Here is a 19,061-nt window from a genome sequence, read left to right as displayed (position 1 = left end):
ACTATGGCAACGATCGATTTGAGCCAGTTACCGGCCCCCGATGTGGTCGAAAAACTGGATTATGAAAGCCTGTTTGAAGAACGTAAAACCACGCTGATTTCGCTGTATCCCGCCGATCAGCAGGAAGCCATCAGCCGTACGCTGACGCTCGAATCCGAGCCGCTGGTCAAACTCTTGCAGGAGAATGCCTATCGAGAACTGATCCTGCGCCAGCGGGTAAACGAAGCCGCACGCGCGGTGATGGTGGCCTATGCCACGGGCAGCGATCTGGATCAGCTGGCGGCGAACTTTAACGTTCAGCGCCTGATTTTACAGGCGGCGGATAACACCACGATCCCTCCAATGCCTGCCGTTCTGGAAACCGACAGCGATTTACGTATGCGCATTCCACAGGCATTCGAAGGGCTGAGCGTGGCAGGCCCGACAGGGGCTTATGAATATCATGCACGTTCTGCTGACGGGCGGGTGGCGGATGCCTCAGCCATCAGCCCCTCGCCTTCACAGGTTACGGTGACTATTTTATCCCGTGATAACAACGGTTCCGCATCTGATGATTTATTGCAGACCGTAGAGAAGGCACTGAACGATGAAGATGTAAGACCCGTCGCTGATCGCGTTACGGTTCAGGCCGCAGAAATAGTTCCTTATCATATTGATGCCGTACTTTACGTCCTGCCCACACCTGAGATTGAACCCGTTCGCGCGGCCTCCGAAGCCCAACTGAAAACTTATATCAATACACAAAGCCGTTTAGGCAGGGATATCCGGCTTTCAGCAATTTATGCCGCTTTGCACGTTGAAGGCGTTCAGCGAGTTGAGCTGTCATCGCCGCTGGCTGACATCGTGCTTGATAAAACTCAGGCGTCGCTTTGTACCTCTTATTCGCTCACGGTAGGAGGATCCGATGAATGACCGACTCCTGCCCTCCGGCTCAACTCAGCTGGAAATTGCGGCAGCACAGGCACTGTCGAAAACAGGGGGAATCCCTGTCCCTCTGCGACAACTCTGGGATCCCAATATCTGCCCGCTCACATTGCTGCCCTATCTCGCCTGGGCTTTTTCGGTCGACCGTTGGGATGAAAACTGGACAGAAGCCGCAAAACGGTCTGCCGTCCGCGCGGCTTGGTTTGTCCATAAACATAAAGGCACCGTTGGCGCTCTGAGACGAGTTGTTGAACCGCTAGGCTATTTAATCCGGGTAACGGAATGGTGGCAGACCAACGATGTGCCCGGTACGTTCCGGATTGATGTGGGTGTCCTTGAAACAGGTATCACGGAAGAAATGTATCAGGAACTTGAGCGGCTTATTGCAGATGCTAAACCGTGCAGCCGCCATCTGATTGGGCTATCAATCAATCTGGATGTGGCGGGTGATTCTTATATCGCGGCTGCGACTTACGATGGAGAAGAACTGACCGTTTACCCTTATTTCCCTGAAACCATTACCGCATCCGGATCGCTTTTTACCGGTTCAGCCATTCATTTAATCGACAACCTGAGAGTTAATTATGACAGCTAAATATTATGCGTTGCTGACCAATCTGGGTGCAGCGAAACTGGCAAATGCTACAGCGCTTGGAACGCGACTCAGCCTGACACAAATGGCGGTGGGAGACGGCGGTGGTGTATTGCCAACCCCCGATCCGGCGCAAACAAAATTGATCGGCGAAAAACGTCGCGCTTCACTCAATTCCCTTAGCGTTGATCCGGAAAATGCTAACCAGATCATTGCTGAACAGATCATTCCCGAAGATCAGGGGGGATTCTGGATCCGTGAAATTGGCTTATTCGATCAGGACAATACGCTCATCGCCATTGCTAATTGCCCGGAAACGTATAAACCACAGTTGCAGGAAGGCAGCGGCCGAACTCAAACTGTCCGCATGATTCTGGTGGTAAACAGCACAGACGCAGTAACACTAAAAATTGACCCCTCTGTGGTTCTGGCAACGCGCAAATATGTTGATGATAAAGTTATTGAAGTAAAAGCCTATGCGGACGATCTGATAGCGAAGCATGTGGCGGCAGCGAATCCACATCCACAGTACGAAATTCCAGTGGGTATTCCGCTTCCCTGGCCCACAGCAACCCCCCCCGCTGGCTGGTTGAAATGTAATGGCGCTGCATTTGATAAAACAAAATATCCAAAACTTGCTGTGGTTTACCCACTGGGTTTGTTGCCTGATTTGCGAGGAGAGTTTATTCGTGGTTGGGATGATGGGCGGGGAATTGATGCAGGCCGTAATCTTTTATCTTTCCAAGAAGGTACTATCGTTTCTGGGTTTGATGATAATGATACAGGCGATATCAGTTCCCTCGGCATTACAGGAGACGGATTTGGAGACGCGTTGACATCAGTTCAATGGGCACAAATTAAAGGTAAAAAATGGATCTCTAACTCCACAACAGCCTCACGTTATGAATGGTGGGCTTATGTTTCTGCCCGACCTCGCAATATCGCGTTTAATTATATTGTTCGTGCGGCCTAATTATTGTTTTACGATCTCAGCCCCTTCGGGGGCTTTTTTATTTCTTTGATTTGAACAAATTCCCCGCTCTGTTGTGCCACTCCTCCCACGCCTGCCATCGAATGCGCTTTCTTTTGTGAACCGGCATCCTTGCTTCACCACCCACAACAGAGAGAGTCGACCTGATGGCTGATTATCATCACGGCGTACGCGTCGTCGAAATCAACGACGGCACCCGCGTTATTTCCACCGTTTCAACAGCAATTATCGGCATGGTGTGTACCGCAGAAGATGCGGATGCCACTGTATTTCCCCTCAACACGCCGGTTCTGATCACCGACGTTCTGGCCGCCAGCGGTAAAGCGGGCACTTCCGGTACGCTGCGTGCAGCACTGCTGGCGATTGCCGATCAATGTAAACCGGTCACCGTTGTGGTTCGCGTCGCGACAGGTGAAGACGAAGCAGAAACGACCACCAATATTATCGGCGGTTCTGATGCCAATGGCCGCTACACCGGCATGAAAGCGCTGCTTTCCGCACAGGCAGAACTCGGCGTGAAACCGCGTATTCTGGGCGTTCCGGGGCTGGATAATCAGGCCGTTGCCACGGCACTGGCAGGCGTTTGCCAGCAGCTGCGCGCTTTCGGCTATGTCGGCGTGTATGGCGCAAAAACTATTTCCGATGCCATCAAGTATCGCGATAACTTCAGCCAGCGCGAGCTGATGCTGATCTGGCCTGATTTCGTTAACTGGAATACTGCCACCAGCCAGCCTGACGTTGCTTATGCCACCGCCAGAGCCCTGGGCCTGCGCGCCAAAATTGACCAGGAAACCGGCTGGCACAAAACGTTATCCAACGTGGGCGTCAACGGTGTTACCGGCCTTTCTGCCAGCGTCTTCTGGGATTTGCAAGCTAGCGGCACTGATGCCGATCTGCTGAACGAAGCCTGCGTCACCACGCTGGTGCGCAAAGACGGCTTCCGTTTCTGGGGCAACCGTACCTGTAGCGATGACCCCCTGTTCCTGTTCGAGAACTATACCCGCACCGCGCAGGTTCTGGCCGATACCATGGCCGAAGCGCACATGTGGGCAGTCGATAAACCGATGACCCCGACGCTGGTCCGCGACATGATCGATGGCATCAAAGCCAAAATGCGTGAAATGAAATCAGCGGGTTACATCATTGACGGCGACTGCTGGTACGACGAAACGGCAAACACAGCTGAAACCCTGAAAGCCGGGAAATTATATATCGATTACGACTACACCCCGGTTCCTCCACTGGAAGATCTGACCCTGCGCCAGCGCATTACCGACTCTTATCTGGTGAATTTCGCCGCGTCCGTAAACAGCTAAGGAGACAATAACTCATGGCACTTCCTAAGAAATTGAAATACCTGAACCTGTTCAACGACGGGAACAGCTATCTGGGCCTGGTCTCTTCCCTGACCCTGCCGAAACTGACCCGCAAGCTGGAGAATTATCGCGGCGGCGGCATGAGCGGTTCGGTCGCCGTGGACTTCGGTCTGGACGATGACGCGCTGACGCTGGAATGGTCTATCGGCGGCCTGGATGAACTGGTTTTACAACAATGGGGCAGCACGTCGGATATCCCGCTGCGCTTTGCCGGTTCCCTGCAACGTGACGACACCGGTGACGTTTCGGCGGTTGAAGTGATGATGCGTGGCCGCCACAAAGAGTTTGATTTCGGCGAATACAAACAGGGCGAAGACACTGAAACCAAAGTCACCACGCAGTGTACTTACTTCAAGCTGACCATCGACGGCAAAGAGCTGATTGAGATCGACACCGTCAATATGGTGGAAATCGTCAATGGCGTTGACCGCCTGGCAGAACACCGCACCGCGCTCGGCCTGTAATTCCCTTCCCTGCGCCGGCAGAACCTTGCCGGCTTCCTCTCCTTCAACAGGAAAACTCATGAGCCAGACTGAAAACAACACCGTCATTTTGGATGTTCCGCTAAAACGCGGTGAAACCGAAATCACCGAAATCCAGGTCACTAAACCGACCGCGGGCAGCCTGCGCGGCATCGGCCTTGCGGCACTGGCCAATGCGGATGTTGACGCGTTAATCACTATTTTGCCGCGCATCACGATGCCCAATCTGACCAAAGAAGAGTGCGCGCGCCTTGAATTGCCGGACCTGATTGCGCTGGCAGGCAAGGTGATTGGTTTTTTATCACCGAAACCGGAGGCGTAAAAATCGCGCCCCGCCTCACCGTCGATGATCTGATGGCAGACATCGCGGTGATCTTCCACTGGCCGCCGTCCGAAATGGGCGGCATGTCGCTGACGGATCTCCTGAACTGGCGGCATAAGGCTTTGCAACGCAGCGGAGTAAAAACTGATGAGTAATCTCGAACAATTACCCACGACGCTGGGAAAAATGAACGACGAGCTGGCGTCGCTGCGCAAGGCGACGGCCAATGTCTGGCAGACCTACACGACCGTGCCCGACAAGAATTTATTCAGCACGATGTCGCAAGATATCACTGGTGCTTCTTTATCGCTCCGAGAGTCGGTTTTCGCACCGGATAAAACGGCCGAAAAGCAGGCCTTTCGCGGCGTAAAAACAGCTGCAAAAGAACAGTCCAGGGAACAGCGCCGGACAGTTATCGAACAAAAAGGGCTGGAAATCGGGCAGCAATACAAGAAGCGTGAACAGCAAACCGGGCAGCTCAAAAGCGCGGCTTCGTCAGCCCTCGCTTTTGCACAGCCGAAACTCGAGCTGGCCAAAAGCGTTCTCAAACCCGGCGCAGATTTTGAGGCCGGGCTTTCCGAAGTGCAGTCTCTCCTCCGGCTGAAAAATGGTGATCCGCACATTGCTGCGTTGCGCCAGCAGGGGCTTTCCATGGCGGCTTCCGGCCATGCGCCTTCTGAAGTCGTGGCGAAACAAAAAGATCTGGCTGCAAAAGGCATGAATGCCGATCAGGTTCTGGCACAAACGCCTGGCGAACTGAATGGCGCCACGCCTGAGGCAAAAATGGCCGTGACGGTGAAAGGCGACAATCTGGATGGCGACGTCAAAAAGCTGTTCGCAGGCTGGGACACGCTGCGCATCAATCTGTTCGAAGGTCAGAATTCTGCGCTGCGCGAGCTGACGCAGACGGCTGCCGGGTGGCTAACCACGCTCAATACCTGGATCACTGATAATCCGCAGCTGGTGAGTTCACTTCTCGGGCTGGCATTAGGGGTCACCGGAATTATCGGCGGATTAGGCTCAATGGGTGCGATCATTGCGCCGGTTCTGAGTGGTGTAAATATGCTGATCGCCGGTGCCGGTCTGTTGGGCACCATTTTTACCGGCGTCGGGAGTGCCATTGCAGCCGCCTTTGCAGCCATCGGGATCCCACTTCTACCGGTCATCGTACTGATTGCCGGTATTGGCTTAGCCGTGGTCAAACTCTGGGAGCCGATCAGTGCCGTTATTGGCGGCATAATTGAAGGCTTTAATTCAGTGAAGGGGCCGGTCAGCGATGCGTTTGCGCCTTTCAAGGGCGCTCTGGACTGGATCACAGATTTGTTCGAACCGATAAAATTTAGTCAGGACGAACTGAGCCGCTATACCAATATTGGCAAAGATATCGGCATTGCCATCGGTGAAATCTTTGTCACGCTGAACAACGCGGTTTCCAGGATAGGCGAGTTCTTCATCTGGGCTAAAAAAGGATGGGATTCCATTTTCGGCGGCGACGAACCTGGCGCAGCCCCGGATATTTCAAAGCCACAGGTGGAGAGCATTCCCCTTACAGGCGTCGTTCTGAGCATGTATCAGCCGGCCAAAAACAGCGTGGCGAATAACCTGACCGACAACCGCGCAACCACCGTCAATGTCAGTTTCACCGCTACGCCGGACACCGATCAGAATCAAATTCGCGAGCTTATCGCAAACACCATGAACGAGCGGGAATGGAACGCCACCAACGCCGGATACAGCCAGTTTACTAATGGAGGGTTTTACGGATGATGATGTCACTGGGTTTGTTCGTTTTTAAATTAAACACCCTTCCCTATCAGACACTTGGCCGGATTGTGAATTACAACTGGCAGGAAAATACCCGTATCGGGCAACGTCCGGTTTCCCAGTTTCTGGGGCTGGGGAAGGAGTCGATGAAACTCAGCGGGCTGCTTTTGCCGGAAGTCACCGGTGGAATAAGCTATTTGCAAACTTTAGAAGCCATGGCCGAGTCCGGGCGGGCATGGCCTTTAATCGAAGGCAGCGGAACCATATACGGCATGTTTATCATCGAGAGCATGACACACGATAACACCGAGATTAATTCGAACGGCCAGGCACGGAGCATCAATTTTTCGGTTAATTTAAAACGCGTCGATGAATCCCAGGCGGCCATGTTTGGCGATCTGCTGGCTCAGGCTGAAGGGCTTTTTAACAAGGCCAGTTCGGCAGTCAGCAACTTCGTTCACGGAGTCTGACTATGATTACCGATTATCAGTTACCGGCTGGCGCGCGCATTGCGCCGGCTTTTACCCTGACAGTAAAAAATAAAGTCCTGGAAGAGAATATCTCCAGCCGCATCATCAGGTTATCGGTGAAGGATAACAGCGGTTTTGAGGCAGATACTCTGGACCTGACTTTCGACGACAGCGATGGGCGATTGCAGATGCCCTCACGGGGAACCGTTTTGCATTTGCATCTGGGGTGGTCGAAGCTGGCGTTATACGACTGCGGCTATTTTATTATCGATACGGTGAAGTACTCCGGCGCGCCGGACATCATCACTGTAACCGCTCGCAGTGCGGATTTTCGGGGTTCTTTTTCAACCAAACTCAGCCAGTCTTATGACGATTACACGCTGGGGGCAATTGTCCGCATCATTTCCGCACGCAATCAATACCCTCTTCCGGTGATCCCGGCGGATCTTGATAGCATCAAAATTTCGCACATCGATCAGACTAACGAAGCCGACAGCTATTTCCTGACAAGACTGGCGCAAAGCTACGGTGCTGAGGTGACAGTCAAGAACGGCGCAATCATTTTCTATAAAGCCAGCGTCGGACGTACCGCGTCCGGCCAGGCTTTGCCGTGGAGAACCATTGAGCGCAGCGACGGGGATAAATACCTCTTTTCCCTGCCGGATAAACAGGCCTATGACGGCGTGAAGGCGCAATGGCATGACGTCAAAACGGCGACCACCAGCAACGTCGACCTCAAACGTAAAGCCAGTCAGGATAAAGAAACCGCCGGGGCTAGTTATACGGCTGGCTCAGGGCAAAATATTCTCCAACTGGATAAAATTTACCCTGACAAGGAAACCGCAAAACGGGCTGCAGATTCTGTGTTTAACCAAATCCAGAATGACGCTGCGACCTTCACTATCCGCCTGGCGCTTGGACGTGCAGATCTGAGCGCACAAACGCCGGTTAATGTGAAAGGTTTCAAGGATGTGATTGATGGTACGCGTTGGATTATTGATTCCGCACAGCATGAAATCAATACCAACGGATTTACCACAACATTGAATTTGAAGTTATATATTGCAGATATCACTTACCGATCTTCAATATCACAATTATAACTTGCTTTTGCGAGCTGCAGATTTCATAATGACTCCATCGCTTACCTGTCATGCCGGAGGTTTTTATGATGCATTGCCCGCTGTGTGGAAAAGTCGCTCATACCCGTTCAAGCCGCTATCTGAGTGAATCAACCAAAGAACGTTATCATCAGTGCCAGAATATTGAATGCAGCTGCACGTTTGCCACCCACGAATCCGTCGCCCGGGTCATCTCAAAACCCGGCAGCCAGCGCCCTGCTGCATAGTCAATTTGCCACCACTGAACACAAAAAAAAGGGGTTAGCCGATGGCTAACCCCTTGTTCTCTATTAACTAGTCGATGTCGCGTTAGCGATACCTTAGTTAAGACGCTCTTTGATACGAGCTGACTTACCAGTACGCTCACGCAGGTAGTACAGTTTAGCTTTACGAACGGCACCACGACGTTTAACAGTAATGCTGTCGATTACTGGGGAGTGAGTCTGGAATACACGCTCAACACCTTCGCCGTTAGAAATTTTGCGAACAGTGAATGCAGAGTGCAGACCGCGGTTACGAATAGCGATAACCACGCCCTCGAATGCCTGCAGACGCTTTTTAGAACCTTCAACGACCCATACCTTAATTTCCAGGGAATCACCTGGACGGAATGCAGGTACGTCTTGCTTCATCTGCTCTTGTTCGATTTGTTTAATGATATTGCTCATAATATGTCTCTTACCCTAGGTAAACTGATATATCGGGAGGGCTCAGCGTAACGCTTAAGCGTTCCCTTCATAGTTTTGTTGACTGAGTCGATGTTCCTTTTGGAACTCTCTCAGCAACACCTCTTGCTCGTCAGTCAGAGCTAGGTTTTCCAGAAGTTCAGGTCTTCTAAGCCAGGTTCGACCCAGCGACTGTTTCAGGCGCCAGCGACGTATATCAGCGTGGTTTCCCGACAGTAAAACTGGCGGAACTTCCATGCCTTCCAACACTTCAGGGCGGGTATAGTGGGGGCAATCGAGCAATCCGTCAGCGAAAGAATCTTCTTCTGCTGAAGCCTGACGACCCAGAACGCCCGGTATAAAGCGGGAAACTGAATCAATCAGAGTCATTGCCGGTAACTCTCCACCGCTGAGAACATAATCGCCAATTGACCATTCTTCATCAATTTCGGTTTTGATTACGCGCTCATCAATCCCTTCGTAACGACCACAAACCAGAATAATTTTCTGATGAGCCGCCAGTTCACACACACCGGTTTGATCCAGTTTGCGTCCCTGAGGTGAAAGATAAATCACTTTCACACCTTCGCCTGCCGCTGCTTTTGCTGCATGAATAGCTTCCCGTAAAGGTTGCACCATCATCAGCATGCCGGGACCACCGCCGTAAGGGCGCTCGTCCACGGTACGATGTCGGTCGTATGCGAAGTCGCGAGGACTCCAGCAATTTACGCTCAACAGGCCATTTTTAACTGCCCGGCCAGTTACCCCGTAATCGGTGATTGCGCGGAACATCTCAGGAAACAGGCTAATTATACCAATCCACATAGCCTACCCCTTTCGAATGCTTTATCGCTCAACCCATCGTTGTTTACATCAGTAAACGTTACGGAGGTCAAAAACCAGGATCCCAATCTACTTCAACAGTGCGAGTAGTGAGATCGACTTTCTTGATAACCTGCCCATCGAGGAACGGAATCAACCGCTCCTTGAGTCCGAAGGCATCTTTCAGGTTGGCTTTGACTACCATCACATCGTTAGAACCGGTTTCCATCATATCGATGATTTTGCCCAGTTCGTAACCGGAAGTTGTCACTACCTGGCAACCAAAAAGGTCTTTCCAGTAATAGTCACCGTCTTCCAGTGGAGGTAGCTGCTTTGAATCAACAACAATTTCGCAATTGGTCAGAAGATTCGCTGCATCCCTGTCATCAACGCCTTTGACTTTGATAATCAGGTCCTGAGTGTGGCGTTTCCAGCCTTCCAGCTCGACAACTTGCCACTTACCGGCACGCTGGATAAACCAGGGCTGGTATTCGAAGATGCTTTCAGCGTCTTCGGTGGATGAAAACACTCTGAGCCAACCACGAATGCCGTATGTTGAACCCATTTTGCCGAGTACTAACGGCTCAGCGGGTACCACTGGATTGGATTGCTTGCTCATTGCCACCACCGCGACAGATTAAGCTGCTTTCTTAGCGTCTTTGATCAGCGAAGAAACGCGATCAGAAACGGTTGCACCCAGTTCTACCCAATGGGTAATACGATCCAGGTCCAGACGCAGTGCTTCAGCCTGGCCAGAAGCCAATGGGTTGAAGAAACCTACGCGTTCGATGAAACGACCGTCACGAGCGTTGCGGCTGTCGGTCACTACTACTTGATAAAACGGACGCTTTTTTGCGCCGCCACGTGCTAAACGAATTGTTACCATAACATCCTCTTTAGTTAATAAAACAACCAGACCCCATCGGGGAACGGGGTCTGGTTGCAATATAAAAAGCCCGAAAATTTTACTCATTTTGGCGCAAAAAGCAATCTAAAGCGTAAATAGCCCAGACCGCATTTTGCATGAGCCGCCTATGTGGCTGATATATAGACAGTGATGTCGATTAACGGCCCGGGAAACCTGGTGGCATCATACCCTTCATGCCACGCATCATTTTCGCCATGCCGCCATTCTTCATTTTCTTCATCATGCGCTGCATATCGTCGAACTGCTTGAGTAAGCGGTTAACGTCCTGCACCTGCATGCCGGAACCCAGCGCGATACGGCGCTTGCGGGAACCTTTAATAATTTCTGGTTTAGCGCGTTCTTTCATCGTCATCGAGTTGATGATCGCTTCCATACGCACCAGAACCTTGTCGTCCATCTGAGATTTGACGTTGTCAGGCAACTGACCCACGCCCGGCAATTTGCTCATCATGCTCGCCATGCCGCCCATATTACGCATTTGCTTGAGCTGCTCGAGGAAGTCGGTCAGGTCAAAGCCATCGCCTTTTTTAAGCTTGTTGGCCAGTTTCTCAGCCTGTGCGCGGTCAACTTTGCTCTCAATATCTTCGATAAGAGAAAGCACGTCGCCCATGCCCAAAATGCGGGACGCGATACGATCAGGGTGGAACGGCTCCAGCGCATCGGTTTTTTCACCCATGCCCAGGAATTTAATTGGTTTGCCGGTAATGTGGCGAATCGACAGTGCAGCACCACCACGGGCGTCACCGTCGACTTTCGTCAGGATCACACCGGTCAGCGGCAGCGCTTCGTTAAACGCTTTAGCGGTATTCGCCGCATCCTGACCGGTCATGGCATCGACCACAAACAGTGTTTCTACCGGATTAATCGCGGCATGAACCTGTTTGATTTCGTCCATCATCGCTTCGTCGACGTGTAAACGGCCGGCGGTATCGACAATCAGAACGTCGTAGAATTTCAGTTTCGCCTGTTGCAGGGCGCGAGTGACGATATCCACCGGCTTTTCCTGCGCATCAGATGCGAAGAAATCCACTTCAACTTGCTGCGCCAGGGTTTCCAGCTGTTTGATCGCCGCAGGGCGATAAACGTCGGCGGAGACCACCAGCACTTTTTTCTTTTTCTTTTCTTTCAGGAATTTCGCCAGTTTACCGACGCTGGTGGTTTTACCCGCACCTTGTAAACCCGCCATCAGAACGACAGCCGGTGGCTGCGCCGCTAAGTTGAGCTCGGTATTAGCCTCGCCCATCGCGGTTTCCAGTTCTTTCTGGACAATTTTGACGAATTCCTGACCCGGCGTCAGACTCTTATTGACCTCATGGCCAACAGCGCTCTCTTTCACCCGGTTGATGAAGTCGCGAACGACCGGCAGCGCAACGTCCGCTTCCAGTAACGCCATACGCACTTCACGTAATGTCTCTTTGATATTTTCTTCGGTCAGCCGCCCGCGGCCGCTGATATTGCGCAGTGTGCGCGACAATCGATCGCTTAAATTCTCAAACATCGTCTCTTGCTCAACGTAATGACAGGCCGCTTTTGCGACGTAATTGCGGGATTATAACACGAAGCGCGGACGATCTCTGCTTTGGCATCTCAGATAGGTTGGAGCGTGACGCGGGTAACGTTATACTGCGGTTCTCATTCACTTTTCGATGCTACCGAAACGCTATGTCAGTTTTTGCTCTCGTCGCCATGTTGGCCTATCTGCTCAGCCTTGCACTGATCATTCCGAGCATTATCCGGAAGAACAGCGCATACCGGCGGTTAGCCTTGGTTTCTGTTGTCGTGGCACTGGTTTGCCACGCGGTCGCATTGCAGGAACGCATCTTCGACGTCAGCACCGGGCAGAACCTAAGTCTGGTGAACATCGGTTCGGTCGTGAGTTTAATCATCGGCACCGTGATGACCATTGTTGCGTCACGCAACCGTGGCTGGTTTATTTTGCCGATTGTTTACAGTTTCTCGCTGATCAACCTGGCGTTTGTCACTTTCCTTCCGGGCGAATTCATCACGCATCTGGAAGAAAGCAAAGGCTTGCTGGTGCACATCGGCCTGGCACTGTTCTCTTACGCCACGCTGATGATTGCCGCATTGTACGCGCTTCAGCTGGCGTGGCTCGATTATCAGCTGAAGAACAAACGGCTGACGTTCACGGCGGATATGCCTCCGCTGATGACCATCGAGCGTAAATTATTTCACATCACCCAGATTGGCGTCATTTTACTGACGCTGACGCTGTGCACCGGATTACTGTATTTAAACAACCTGTTCAGCCCGGAGAATATCGACAAGGCTGTCTTATCGATACTGGCATGGTTCGTTTATATCGTCCTGCTGTGGGGGCATTATCACGAAGGCTGGCGTGGCCGCCGCGTGGTATGGTTCAGCATGGCAGGCGCCATCTTACTGACACTTGCCTATTTCGGCAGTCGCCTGATCCAGCAAATCATGGTTCACTAATCAAAAGGAATACCCGTTGGAGCACGTCTCGACAACAACCCTGATCATCACATTGATCATCATGGTGGTGGTTTCGGCTTATTTTTCAGCCTCCGAAACCGGTATGATGACACTCAACCGTTACCGGTTACGTCACCTGGCCAAACAGGGTAACCGTGCGGCGCGTCGCGTCGAAAAGCTGTTAAAACGCCCTGACCAGCTGATCAGCCTCGTGCTCATCGGCAACAACCTGGTCAACATTCTTGCTTCCGCTCTGGCAACCATTGTGGGTATCCGCCTGTATGGCGATGCCGGCGTCGCGATTGCGACCGGCGTGCTGACTTTCGTGGTTCTGCTGTTTGCTGAAGTTCTGCCGAAAACCTTCGCAGCCCTCAATCCTGAACGCATTGCTTTTCCGAGCAGCATTTTGTTGCGCCCGCTGCAAAAAATCATGATGCCACTGGTGTGGATCCTGAACAGTCTCTCACGTCTGCTGATGCGTATGTTTGGTATCAAAACCACGGCCAGCCTGAGTGATGCCGTGAGCAAAGAAGAGCTGCGTACTATCGTGAATGAATCGCGCTCGCAAATCTCACGCCGCAATCAGGACATGCTGCTTTCCGTTCTGGACCTCGAAAAAGTGTCCGTTGATGACATCATGGTGCCGCGTAATGAAATCGTCGGTATCGACATTAACGACGACTGGAAGTCCATCATCCGCCAGCTCACGCACTCACCGCATGGCCGCATTGTGCTGTACCGCGACTCGCTTGATGATGCGATCGGCATGCTGCGTTTACGCGAAGCGTATCGCCTGATGACCGAGAAGAAAGAATTCACCAAAGAAAACCTGCTGCGCGCTGCGGACGAGATTTACTACATTCCGGAAGGTACGCCGCTGAACATTCAGCTGGTAAAATTCCAGCGCAATAAAAAGAAAGTGGGCATTGTGGTCGATGAATATGGTGATATTCAGGGGCTGGTGACCGTCGAAGATATTCTTGAAGAGATCGTCGGTGATTTCACAACGTCGATGTCGCCTACGCTGGCTGAAGAAGTCACCCCCCAAAGCGACGGCTCTGTACTGATTGAAGGCAGCGCGAACGTCCGTGAGCTGAACAAAGCGTTTAACTGGCATCTGCCTGCCGACGGGCCGCGAACCATCAACGGCATGCTTCTGGAAGTGCTGGAAGATATCCCGACTATCGGCACCAGTTTGCGCATTGAAGATTACGAAGTCGAAATTCTCGATGTGCAGGACAATATGATCAAGCAAGTTCAGGTTCGTCCGTTACAGCCCTTGCAAACCAGCGTAAATCAACGCTAATCCGCTGAATAAAAGACATAAAAAAGACGCGAACATCGCGTCTTTTTTTTACCTGCAACACGCTAAAACTAGATGTGCAGTTCGGACAGTTTTTCTTTTGGCAGAGCCAGATCGTCGTTACGGTTCACAACTACGTCGTGATCGAGAATGTGTTGCGCAATTTCCTGAGCTTCTTTCAGGGAATGCATCTCGTAAGTACCGCACTGATATTCATTCAGCTCAGGGATTTGACGCTGTTCTTTCACTTTCAGAACATCTGCCATCGCCGCTTTCCAGGCATCAGCAACAAATTGCTCTTCCGGTACACCGATCAGGCTCATGTAGAAACCCGTACGGCAGCCCATTGGAGAAATATCAATGATCTCCACGCCGTTGCCATTCAGGTGGTTACGCATGAACCCCGCGAACAGGTGCTCCAGCGTATGAATACCGCGTTCAGGCATCACTTCAATATTCGGGCGGCAGAAGCGCAGATCGAACACAGTGATGGTATCCCCGTGCGGGGTTTTCATGGTTTTTGCGACGCGAACAGCAGGTGCTGCCATACGGGTATGGTCTACGGTAAAGCTATCCAACAGTGGCATATCGTCACCTCTCCTAAATAAATTAATTTTTTTTACGAACTCAGGAAACCTTTTCCCAGCATGCGGGTCTTAATTAGTGAAAGACGCGCATTTGTTATCATCATCCCTGTAAACAGAGATGTTTATTTGGCCACATTGATTGTGGCCTTTTTCTTTTCTACTCTTCAGCACTGCCTGCGTTCGCAGCCAGATATTCTTCAAAGCTTAGCGTATCACCCGCTTCCAGTTTGCGCTGACGTTGCCATGAACCGTCCTGCTCTGCCATTAATGCACTGGCATCTAAAACTTCCAGCGGTTCACTCACCAGCATCTGACGATACTTTTCTGCCAGTTCCAGCCCAAGACTGCCCACGCCGCCCTGCTGTTTCAGATCTTTAAGGATCCGCGCAGAATACGTCAGTTCAGGATCATCAAACGCAGCAACCAGTTCTTTGCAGACGTCCTGATAAAGGTGATCGCCGTTCTGCTCGTCCATAACCTGTGCCACCCGGCTCAAATCAGCAAACAACGCATTCCCGACGCTGACCAGCGGCTTGCGCTCATCGTTGCAACCAATACCAATCGTCTGACCCGGTTTACGACCTTCGAGGATGACGCGGTTCCAGTTTTTGCGCGTACAAAGCAGCTCATCACTGTTCATTTCCGGTGCGTCCGCTAAGGCACACCATACCAAAAACAGATCGAGGAAACGCGCCTGGGTCGCATCGATGCCCACAGGGGAGAACGGATTGACGTCCAGCGAACGGACTTCAATGTATTCGATCCCGCTGCGCATCAGCGCGTCAGAAGGGGTTTCACCTGATTTGGTGACCCGCTTAGGACGGATTGGCGCATAAAGTTCGTTCTCAATCTGTAACACATTGGTGTTCAGTTGCAGGTATTTACCGTCTTTCTTCACACCCATTTCCGCGTATTCCGCAGAAGGGGTACGAATCGCTTTCTTCACGCCCTGAACGTACGTTTCCAGATCGTTAAACGTGATCCCCAGATTGCTCTGTGATTTGTTGGTATAGCCCAAATCACTCAGACGCAACGAGGTGGCGTACGGCAAATAGCACAATCCGGAATCGGTATATTCAAATGGCAGATCTGTTTCACGCCCTTTCAGGAAAGATTTACAGATCGCAGGTGACGCACCAAACAGATACGGGATCACCCAGCCAAAGCGGTAATAATTGCGGATCAGCTTAAAGTAGCCCGCTGAAATCGCTTCTTTCCCGCTTTCAACATCCGTAACACCCAGACGTTCCTGCCAGAAAGACAGCGGCAGCGAGAAATTATAGTGGATGCCGGAAATCACCTGCATCAGCGCGCCGTAACGATTCTTCAGGCCTTCGCGATACAAGGTTTTGAAAAGCCCGACATTAGACGAACCGTACTGCGCCAGCTCGATATCCTGCCCGGATTCGATGAAGCACGGCATGCTGAACGGCCACATGCGTTCATCACCCAATTCACGGGCAACGTGACGGTGAATGTCACGCAGAAACGCCATCAGATGCTCAATATTGTCATCGACGGGAGTAATAAATTCTAATAAGGCTTCTGCAAAATCGGTCGTGATCCAGCGGTGCGTCAAAGCCGCACCCAGGGACTCAGGGTGTCCCGTTGTCGCCAGTGAACCATCAGCGTTAACACGAAGCGTTTCACGCTCGATACCGCGACGAATACCTTTTAATGCCTGAGGATGGGCTTCCAACCAGGAAAGCGCCTGAGATACATCCGGGATCAAATTGACCTCCCGCTCGGTGAAACCATTAATTTGCAAGCATACTGAATCTGCATAGATGTGACCATAATTGATAACTGATGCCAATCTAACCGAACCATGAAAGCCCCTGTAACGTCACAACAGCCAAAACGATGTAACGCACTGCTTTTCCAATCAACATGAAAAAGACCACCGGGCCCCATGGCATTCGCAGCCAACCTGCTAACACGCACAACACATCGCCAATCACCGGCAACCAGCTCAGCAACAATGCTGCCGGTCCAAAACGCTTCAGCCAGTTCTGTGCAACATCAAGTCCACGTTGCGGTTTGAGCTGCGGCACAAAGCGTCCGATGATGACGTTGGTTATGCCACCTAAGGTATTGCCAACAGTTGCAGACAAAACCAATGCCGCTGGCATTGCGTTGCCAGCTGACAATAAAGCGACTAATAAGACTTCTGAATTTCCGGGCAATAATGTCGCGCTGAGAAAACTGCTGCCAAATAATGAAGCCAGCGCCACAACACTGCTCACAGCGTACGCACGTCCACAAAATCCATATTGGCGCGCCGGGCCGCCTCAATACCGAAATCTGCGTCTTCAAACACAACGCATTTTTCAGGAGGCACGCCGATTAACTCAGCGCAGCGCAAAAAGGTGTCGGGTGCCGGTTTGTGGTTTTGCACATCATTTGCACCCACGATCGCATCAAAACAATCGCGCAGCCCAAGATGACGCAACAACGCATCCGCCATCCAGTGTTCACTGCCCGTCCCTACCGCCATTGGCCGGCGGCCATGATAAGCCTTCACGACATCAATTAATGGCAAAGGACGCACGGTATCAAGCAACATTTCCTGCACGGCAGCAGTCTTTTCTGCGGCAAGAAGATGGGGATCCATTTCGACGTTATTGCTGTCGATAACAAACCGGGCAATATGCCAGGTTGGAGAACCATTCAGAGCGACCATGGATTCGACATCATAATGCATACTGTATTTGGTCAATACCTGATGCCATGCCTTACGGTGCGTAGGTTCGGTATCCAATATGGTGCCATCCATATCAAATATTAGCCCTTCGTATCGATCGTACATCGAATGCTCCATGATCACGAAAAAACAGGAAAACTACTTTATCGCAAAGTCTGGCGAAAGTCGCATTTTGTCCACACCTACAGCACATCCGAACACGTCAGAAAAATCAGGGAAATGAAAAAGAAGGGAGGAAATCAGAGAGAAAAAGTAGAAAGCAAAAAACCCGCCGAAGCGGGTTTTTCTAATACCGTATGAGCTAAATCATTTCGGCATCTTAAATATGGTGCACCCAGGAAGATTCGAACTTCCGACCGCTCGGTTCGTAGCCGAGTACTCTATCCAGCTGAGCTATGGGTGCATTGGGGTCGTGCTGAGTTTTTTCGGAAAATACTAAGAGGAAGAATGGTGCACCCAGGAAGATTCGAACTTCCGACCGCTCGGTTCGTAGCCGAGTACTCTATCCAGCTGAGCTATGGGTGCATTTTGATTCTTACTGCAGATTTACCTGACCATTTTTCCGTACTGCATCAGCTTTCGCCTTTGCCCGTCACGCTCATTTGATTGCAAATCAACATACGCTCTGGAAAGTATGGTGCACCCAGGAAGATTCGAACTTCCGACCGCTCGGTTCGTAGCCGAGTACTCTATCCAGCTGAGCTATGGGTGCATTTTAAATGGCGGTGAGGCGGGGATTCGAACCCCGGATGCAGCTTTTGACCGCATACTCCCTTAGCAGGGGAGCGCCTTCAGCCTCTCGGCCACCTCACCATACGCCTCTTGCGAGTGTGCTGACTAACTTTGTTTAAGCTCATCGGCACTGCGTGGCGCACATATTACTTTCTGGCCCTTATAAGTCAAACCCTTTTTTCCTAACAATCACCCGTTTGGACATTTCACGCTCAACCTGAGCAGTTTGAAGGCAATAAAGGGGCTCAGTGGTCAGAAAAAAGGCTTAGTTTTTAAAAAATGACAGGTTTGGAAGAAGCCGCAGAAGGAAAATAAAAACCGGGGAGGCAGTAAATTAAGGGGGGAAAAATCAAAAACGAGCAGAAAGGAAGTTCAGCGCCTCGTCATCGACGAGACGCCTCGTAAATCAGTAACTCGTCTGTTGAGACTTTTCAGCCTGGATACGCTGATAAATCTCTTCACGGTGAACAGAAACCTCTTTCGGCGCATTCACACCAATACGCACCTGATTACCTTTGACACCTAAAACGGTAACAGTAACCTCATCGCCAATCATGAGGGTTTCACCAACTCGGCGAGTTAGAATAAGCATTCTTTGCTCCTTGAATAATTAAAAGAGTCGGGTCTCTCAGTTTCCCGGCCATTATCTATCATAAGCAGGTAAAACGTAAGCCATGACCCCTACGTAAACTGTAAGCGGCCCGCAACTCAAGCCATAGTACTTTAAGTTTAGCCGATATCATCATTGTCGCGACTTTTATCGCGAGGCCCACCCTGCCATTAAGACCGAAAACGCCATATTGCACAACACATTATGGCGCTTC

23 protein-coding genes and 4 tRNA genes are annotated in these 19,061 nt (G+C 51.3%); 13 read left to right on the top strand and 14 right to left on the bottom strand.

All coding sequences use genetic code 11. The features are described from left to right. Nucleotides 1-3: 3 nt before the first annotated feature. From IV433_RS25125 to IV433_RS25075, 11 genes are all read left to right on the top strand, one after another. Complete coding sequence (locus tag IV433_RS25125) at nt 4-912, top strand: baseplate assembly protein (RefSeq protein WP_195816474.1); 909 nt, start codon at nt 4-6, stop codon at nt 910-912. Continuing rightward, a complete protein-coding gene (locus IV433_RS25120) occupies nt 905-1,519 on the top strand; it encodes a phage tail protein I (RefSeq protein ID WP_195816473.1) in 615 nt (204 codons plus the stop codon). The genes IV433_RS25125 and IV433_RS25120 overlap by 8 nt, the downstream gene beginning before the upstream one ends. Then, nucleotides 1,509-2,489: a phage tail protein gene (locus tag IV433_RS25115; protein ID WP_195816472.1), complete on the top strand. Its 981-nt coding sequence runs from the start codon at nt 1,509-1,511 to the stop codon at nt 2,487-2,489. The genes IV433_RS25120 and IV433_RS25115 overlap by 11 nt, the downstream gene beginning before the upstream one ends. Nucleotides 2,490-2,653: 164 nt before the next feature. Next, a complete protein-coding gene (locus IV433_RS25110) occupies nt 2,654-3,823 on the top strand; it encodes a phage tail sheath protein (protein ID WP_195816471.1) in 1,170 nt (389 codons plus the stop codon). A gap of 14 nt (nt 3,824-3,837) precedes the next feature. Continuing rightward, nucleotides 3,838-4,347, top strand: a complete 510-nt coding sequence (locus IV433_RS25105; RefSeq protein ID WP_152323991.1) for a phage major tail tube protein — start codon at nt 3,838-3,840, stop codon at nt 4,345-4,347. A 58-nt stretch (nt 4,348-4,405) separates the two neighbouring features. Further along, nucleotides 4,406-4,687, top strand: a complete 282-nt coding sequence (locus IV433_RS25100) for a phage tail assembly protein (protein ID WP_195816470.1) — start codon at nt 4,406-4,408, stop codon at nt 4,685-4,687. 32 nt (nt 4,688-4,719) lie between these two features. Next, nucleotides 4,720-4,842 carry a GpE family phage tail protein gene (locus IV433_RS25095; protein WP_195816469.1) on the top strand — a complete coding sequence of 41 codons (123 nt, stop codon included), beginning with the start codon at nt 4,720-4,722 and terminating at the stop codon, nt 4,840-4,842. Beyond that, on the top strand, nt 4,835-6,454 hold the full coding sequence (locus IV433_RS25090) for a phage tail tape measure protein (RefSeq protein ID WP_195816468.1): 1,620 nt from the start codon (nt 4,835-4,837) through the stop codon (nt 6,452-6,454). Before IV433_RS25095 ends, IV433_RS25090 begins: the two co-directional genes overlap by 8 nt. Beyond that, a complete protein-coding gene (locus IV433_RS25085; RefSeq protein ID WP_195816467.1) occupies nt 6,451-6,921 on the top strand; it encodes a phage tail protein in 471 nt (156 codons plus the stop codon). Before IV433_RS25090 ends, IV433_RS25085 begins: the two co-directional genes overlap by 4 nt. A gap of 2 nt (nt 6,922-6,923) precedes the next feature. Beyond that, nucleotides 6,924-8,024, top strand: a complete 1,101-nt coding sequence (locus tag IV433_RS25080) for a contractile injection system protein, VgrG/Pvc8 family (protein WP_195816466.1) — start codon at nt 6,924-6,926, stop codon at nt 8,022-8,024. A gap of 65 nt (nt 8,025-8,089) precedes the next feature. Continuing rightward, complete coding sequence (locus IV433_RS25075; protein ID WP_104924474.1) at nt 8,090-8,269, top strand: ogr/Delta-like zinc finger family protein; 180 nt, start codon at nt 8,090-8,092, stop codon at nt 8,267-8,269. A gap of 93 nt (nt 8,270-8,362) precedes the next feature. On the opposite strand, the gene rplS is transcribed toward IV433_RS25075, so the two are convergent. The 5 genes from rplS to ffh form a co-directional block, all read right to left on the bottom strand. Further along, the gene (gene rplS, locus IV433_RS25070; protein WP_013574038.1) at nt 8,363-8,710 is read right to left on the bottom strand and encodes a 50S ribosomal protein L19; all 348 of its coding nucleotides are present in this window, start codon (nt 8,708-8,710) and stop codon (nt 8,363-8,365) included. A 54-nt stretch (nt 8,711-8,764) separates the two neighbouring features. Beyond that, a complete protein-coding gene (gene trmD / locus IV433_RS25065; protein WP_104924473.1) occupies nt 8,765-9,532 on the bottom strand; it encodes a tRNA (guanosine(37)-N1)-methyltransferase TrmD in 768 nt (255 codons plus the stop codon). Nucleotides 9,533-9,599: 67 nt separating this feature from the next. Further along, nucleotides 9,600-10,148, bottom strand: coding sequence for a ribosome maturation factor RimM (gene rimM / locus IV433_RS25060; RefSeq protein ID WP_152323996.1), 549 nt, complete (start codon nt 10,146-10,148; stop codon nt 9,600-9,602). Nucleotides 10,149-10,166: 18 nt separating this feature from the next. Further along, entirely contained in the window at nt 10,167-10,415 is a 249-nt protein-coding gene (gene rpsP, locus IV433_RS25055; RefSeq protein ID WP_152324071.1) for a 30S ribosomal protein S16, read from the bottom strand. A 178-nt stretch (nt 10,416-10,593) separates the two neighbouring features. Further along, nucleotides 10,594-11,955 carry a signal recognition particle protein gene (gene ffh, locus IV433_RS25050; protein WP_195816465.1) on the bottom strand — a complete coding sequence of 454 codons (1,362 nt, stop codon included), beginning with the start codon at nt 11,953-11,955 and terminating at the stop codon, nt 10,594-10,596. A 164-nt stretch (nt 11,956-12,119) separates the two neighbouring features. On the opposite strand from ffh, the gene IV433_RS25045 reads away from it, so the two are divergent. Both IV433_RS25045 and IV433_RS25040 read left to right on the top strand, forming a co-directional pair. Next, the gene (locus IV433_RS25045) at nt 12,120-12,911 is read left to right on the top strand and encodes a cytochrome C assembly family protein (RefSeq protein ID WP_195816464.1); all 792 of its coding nucleotides are present in this window, start codon (nt 12,120-12,122) and stop codon (nt 12,909-12,911) included. A 16-nt stretch (nt 12,912-12,927) separates the two neighbouring features. Further along, entirely contained in the window at nt 12,928-14,217 is a 1,290-nt protein-coding gene (locus IV433_RS25040) for an HlyC/CorC family transporter (protein WP_152323998.1), read from the top strand. 68 nt (nt 14,218-14,285) lie between these two features. Here the strand turns inward: IV433_RS25040 and luxS are convergent, their stop codons facing one another. The 9 genes from luxS to csrA form a co-directional block, all read right to left on the bottom strand. Beyond that, nucleotides 14,286-14,801 (bottom strand): S-ribosylhomocysteine lyase, encoded by a 516-nt coding sequence (luxS, locus tag IV433_RS25035; protein WP_152323999.1) that lies wholly within the window; start codon nt 14,799-14,801, stop codon nt 14,286-14,288. Between the two features lie 157 nt (nt 14,802-14,958). Continuing rightward, nucleotides 14,959-16,533 (bottom strand): glutamate--cysteine ligase, encoded by a 1,575-nt coding sequence (gene gshA, locus IV433_RS25030; protein WP_195816463.1) that lies wholly within the window; start codon nt 16,531-16,533, stop codon nt 14,959-14,961. Between the two features lie 85 nt (nt 16,534-16,618). Continuing rightward, nucleotides 16,619-17,047: a YqaA family protein gene (locus IV433_RS25025; protein ID WP_195816462.1), complete on the bottom strand. Its 429-nt coding sequence runs from the start codon at nt 17,045-17,047 to the stop codon at nt 16,619-16,621. Continuing rightward, nucleotides 17,044-17,610, bottom strand: a complete 567-nt coding sequence (gene yqaB / locus IV433_RS25020; protein ID WP_152324002.1) for a fructose-1-phosphate/6-phosphogluconate phosphatase — start codon at nt 17,608-17,610, stop codon at nt 17,044-17,046. The genes IV433_RS25025 and yqaB overlap by 4 nt, the downstream gene beginning before the upstream one ends. A gap of 221 nt (nt 17,611-17,831) precedes the next feature. After that, nucleotides 17,832-17,908: transfer RNA gene (locus IV433_RS25015), tRNA-Arg, on the bottom strand. 45 nt (nt 17,909-17,953) lie between these two features. Continuing rightward, nucleotides 17,954-18,030 (bottom strand) — tRNA-Arg (locus tag IV433_RS25010). A 110-nt stretch (nt 18,031-18,140) separates the two neighbouring features. Further along, nucleotides 18,141-18,217 (bottom strand) — tRNA-Arg (locus tag IV433_RS25005). 8 nt (nt 18,218-18,225) lie between these two features. Further along, a tRNA-Ser gene (locus IV433_RS25000) sits at nt 18,226-18,318 on the bottom strand. Nucleotides 18,319-18,643: 325 nt separating this feature from the next. Next, a complete protein-coding gene (csrA, locus tag IV433_RS24995) occupies nt 18,644-18,829 on the bottom strand; it encodes a carbon storage regulator CsrA (protein ID WP_013574027.1) in 186 nt (61 codons plus the stop codon). Nucleotides 18,830-19,061 lie beyond the last annotated feature (232 nt).

It is taken from the genome of Rahnella laticis, from assembly GCF_015644585.1.
In the GTDB taxonomy this organism is placed as follows: Bacteria; Pseudomonadota; Gammaproteobacteria; order Enterobacterales; family Enterobacteriaceae; genus Rahnella; species Rahnella laticis.
The sequence above is the reverse complement of the archived record's forward strand: the minus strand, read 5'-3'. Positions and strand labels throughout refer to the sequence as shown.

What these genes read in the sequence shown, in the direction of transcription:
- IV433_RS25125 (WP_195816474.1), top strand. Translation starts at nt 4, where the DNA reads ATGGCAACGATCGATTTGAGCCAGTTACCGGCCCCCGATGTGGTCGAA.
- IV433_RS25120 (WP_195816473.1), top strand. Translation starts at nt 905, where the DNA reads ATGAATGACCGACTCCTGCCCTCCGGCTCAACTCAGCTGGAAATTGCG.
- IV433_RS25115 (WP_195816472.1), top strand. Translation starts at nt 1,509, where the DNA reads ATGACAGCTAAATATTATGCGTTGCTGACCAATCTGGGTGCAGCGAAA.
- IV433_RS25110 (WP_195816471.1), top strand. Translation starts at nt 2,654, where the DNA reads ATGGCTGATTATCATCACGGCGTACGCGTCGTCGAAATCAACGACGGC.
- IV433_RS25105 (WP_152323991.1), top strand. Translation starts at nt 3,838, where the DNA reads ATGGCACTTCCTAAGAAATTGAAATACCTGAACCTGTTCAACGACGGG.
- IV433_RS25100 (WP_195816470.1), top strand. Translation starts at nt 4,406, where the DNA reads ATGAGCCAGACTGAAAACAACACCGTCATTTTGGATGTTCCGCTAAAA.
- IV433_RS25095 (WP_195816469.1), top strand. Translation starts at nt 4,720, where the DNA reads ATGGCAGACATCGCGGTGATCTTCCACTGGCCGCCGTCCGAAATGGGC.
- IV433_RS25090 (WP_195816468.1), top strand. Translation starts at nt 4,835, where the DNA reads ATGAGTAATCTCGAACAATTACCCACGACGCTGGGAAAAATGAACGAC.
- IV433_RS25085 (WP_195816467.1), top strand. Translation starts at nt 6,451, where the DNA reads ATGATGATGTCACTGGGTTTGTTCGTTTTTAAATTAAACACCCTTCCC.
- IV433_RS25080 (WP_195816466.1), top strand. Translation starts at nt 6,924, where the DNA reads ATGATTACCGATTATCAGTTACCGGCTGGCGCGCGCATTGCGCCGGCT.
- IV433_RS25075 (WP_104924474.1), top strand. Translation starts at nt 8,090, where the DNA reads ATGATGCATTGCCCGCTGTGTGGAAAAGTCGCTCATACCCGTTCAAGC.
- rplS (WP_013574038.1), bottom strand. Translation starts at nt 8,710, where the DNA reads ATGAGCAATATCATTAAACAAATCGAACAAGAGCAGATGAAGCAAGAC.
- trmD (WP_104924473.1), bottom strand. Translation starts at nt 9,532, where the DNA reads ATGTGGATTGGTATAATTAGCCTGTTTCCTGAGATGTTCCGCGCAATC.
- rimM (WP_152323996.1), bottom strand. Translation starts at nt 10,148, where the DNA reads ATGAGCAAGCAATCCAATCCAGTGGTACCCGCTGAGCCGTTAGTACTC.
- rpsP (WP_152324071.1), bottom strand. Translation starts at nt 10,415, where the DNA reads ATGGTAACAATTCGTTTAGCACGTGGCGGCGCAAAAAAGCGTCCGTTT.
- ffh (WP_195816465.1), bottom strand. Translation starts at nt 11,955, where the DNA reads ATGTTTGAGAATTTAAGCGATCGATTGTCGCGCACACTGCGCAATATC.
- IV433_RS25045 (WP_195816464.1), top strand. Translation starts at nt 12,120, where the DNA reads ATGTCAGTTTTTGCTCTCGTCGCCATGTTGGCCTATCTGCTCAGCCTT.
- luxS (WP_152323999.1), bottom strand. Translation starts at nt 14,801, where the DNA reads ATGCCACTGTTGGATAGCTTTACCGTAGACCATACCCGTATGGCAGCA.
- yqaB (WP_152324002.1), bottom strand. Translation starts at nt 17,610, where the DNA reads ATGTACGATCGATACGAAGGGCTAATATTTGATATGGATGGCACCATA.
- csrA (WP_013574027.1), bottom strand. Translation starts at nt 18,829, where the DNA reads ATGCTTATTCTAACTCGCCGAGTTGGTGAAACCCTCATGATTGGCGAT.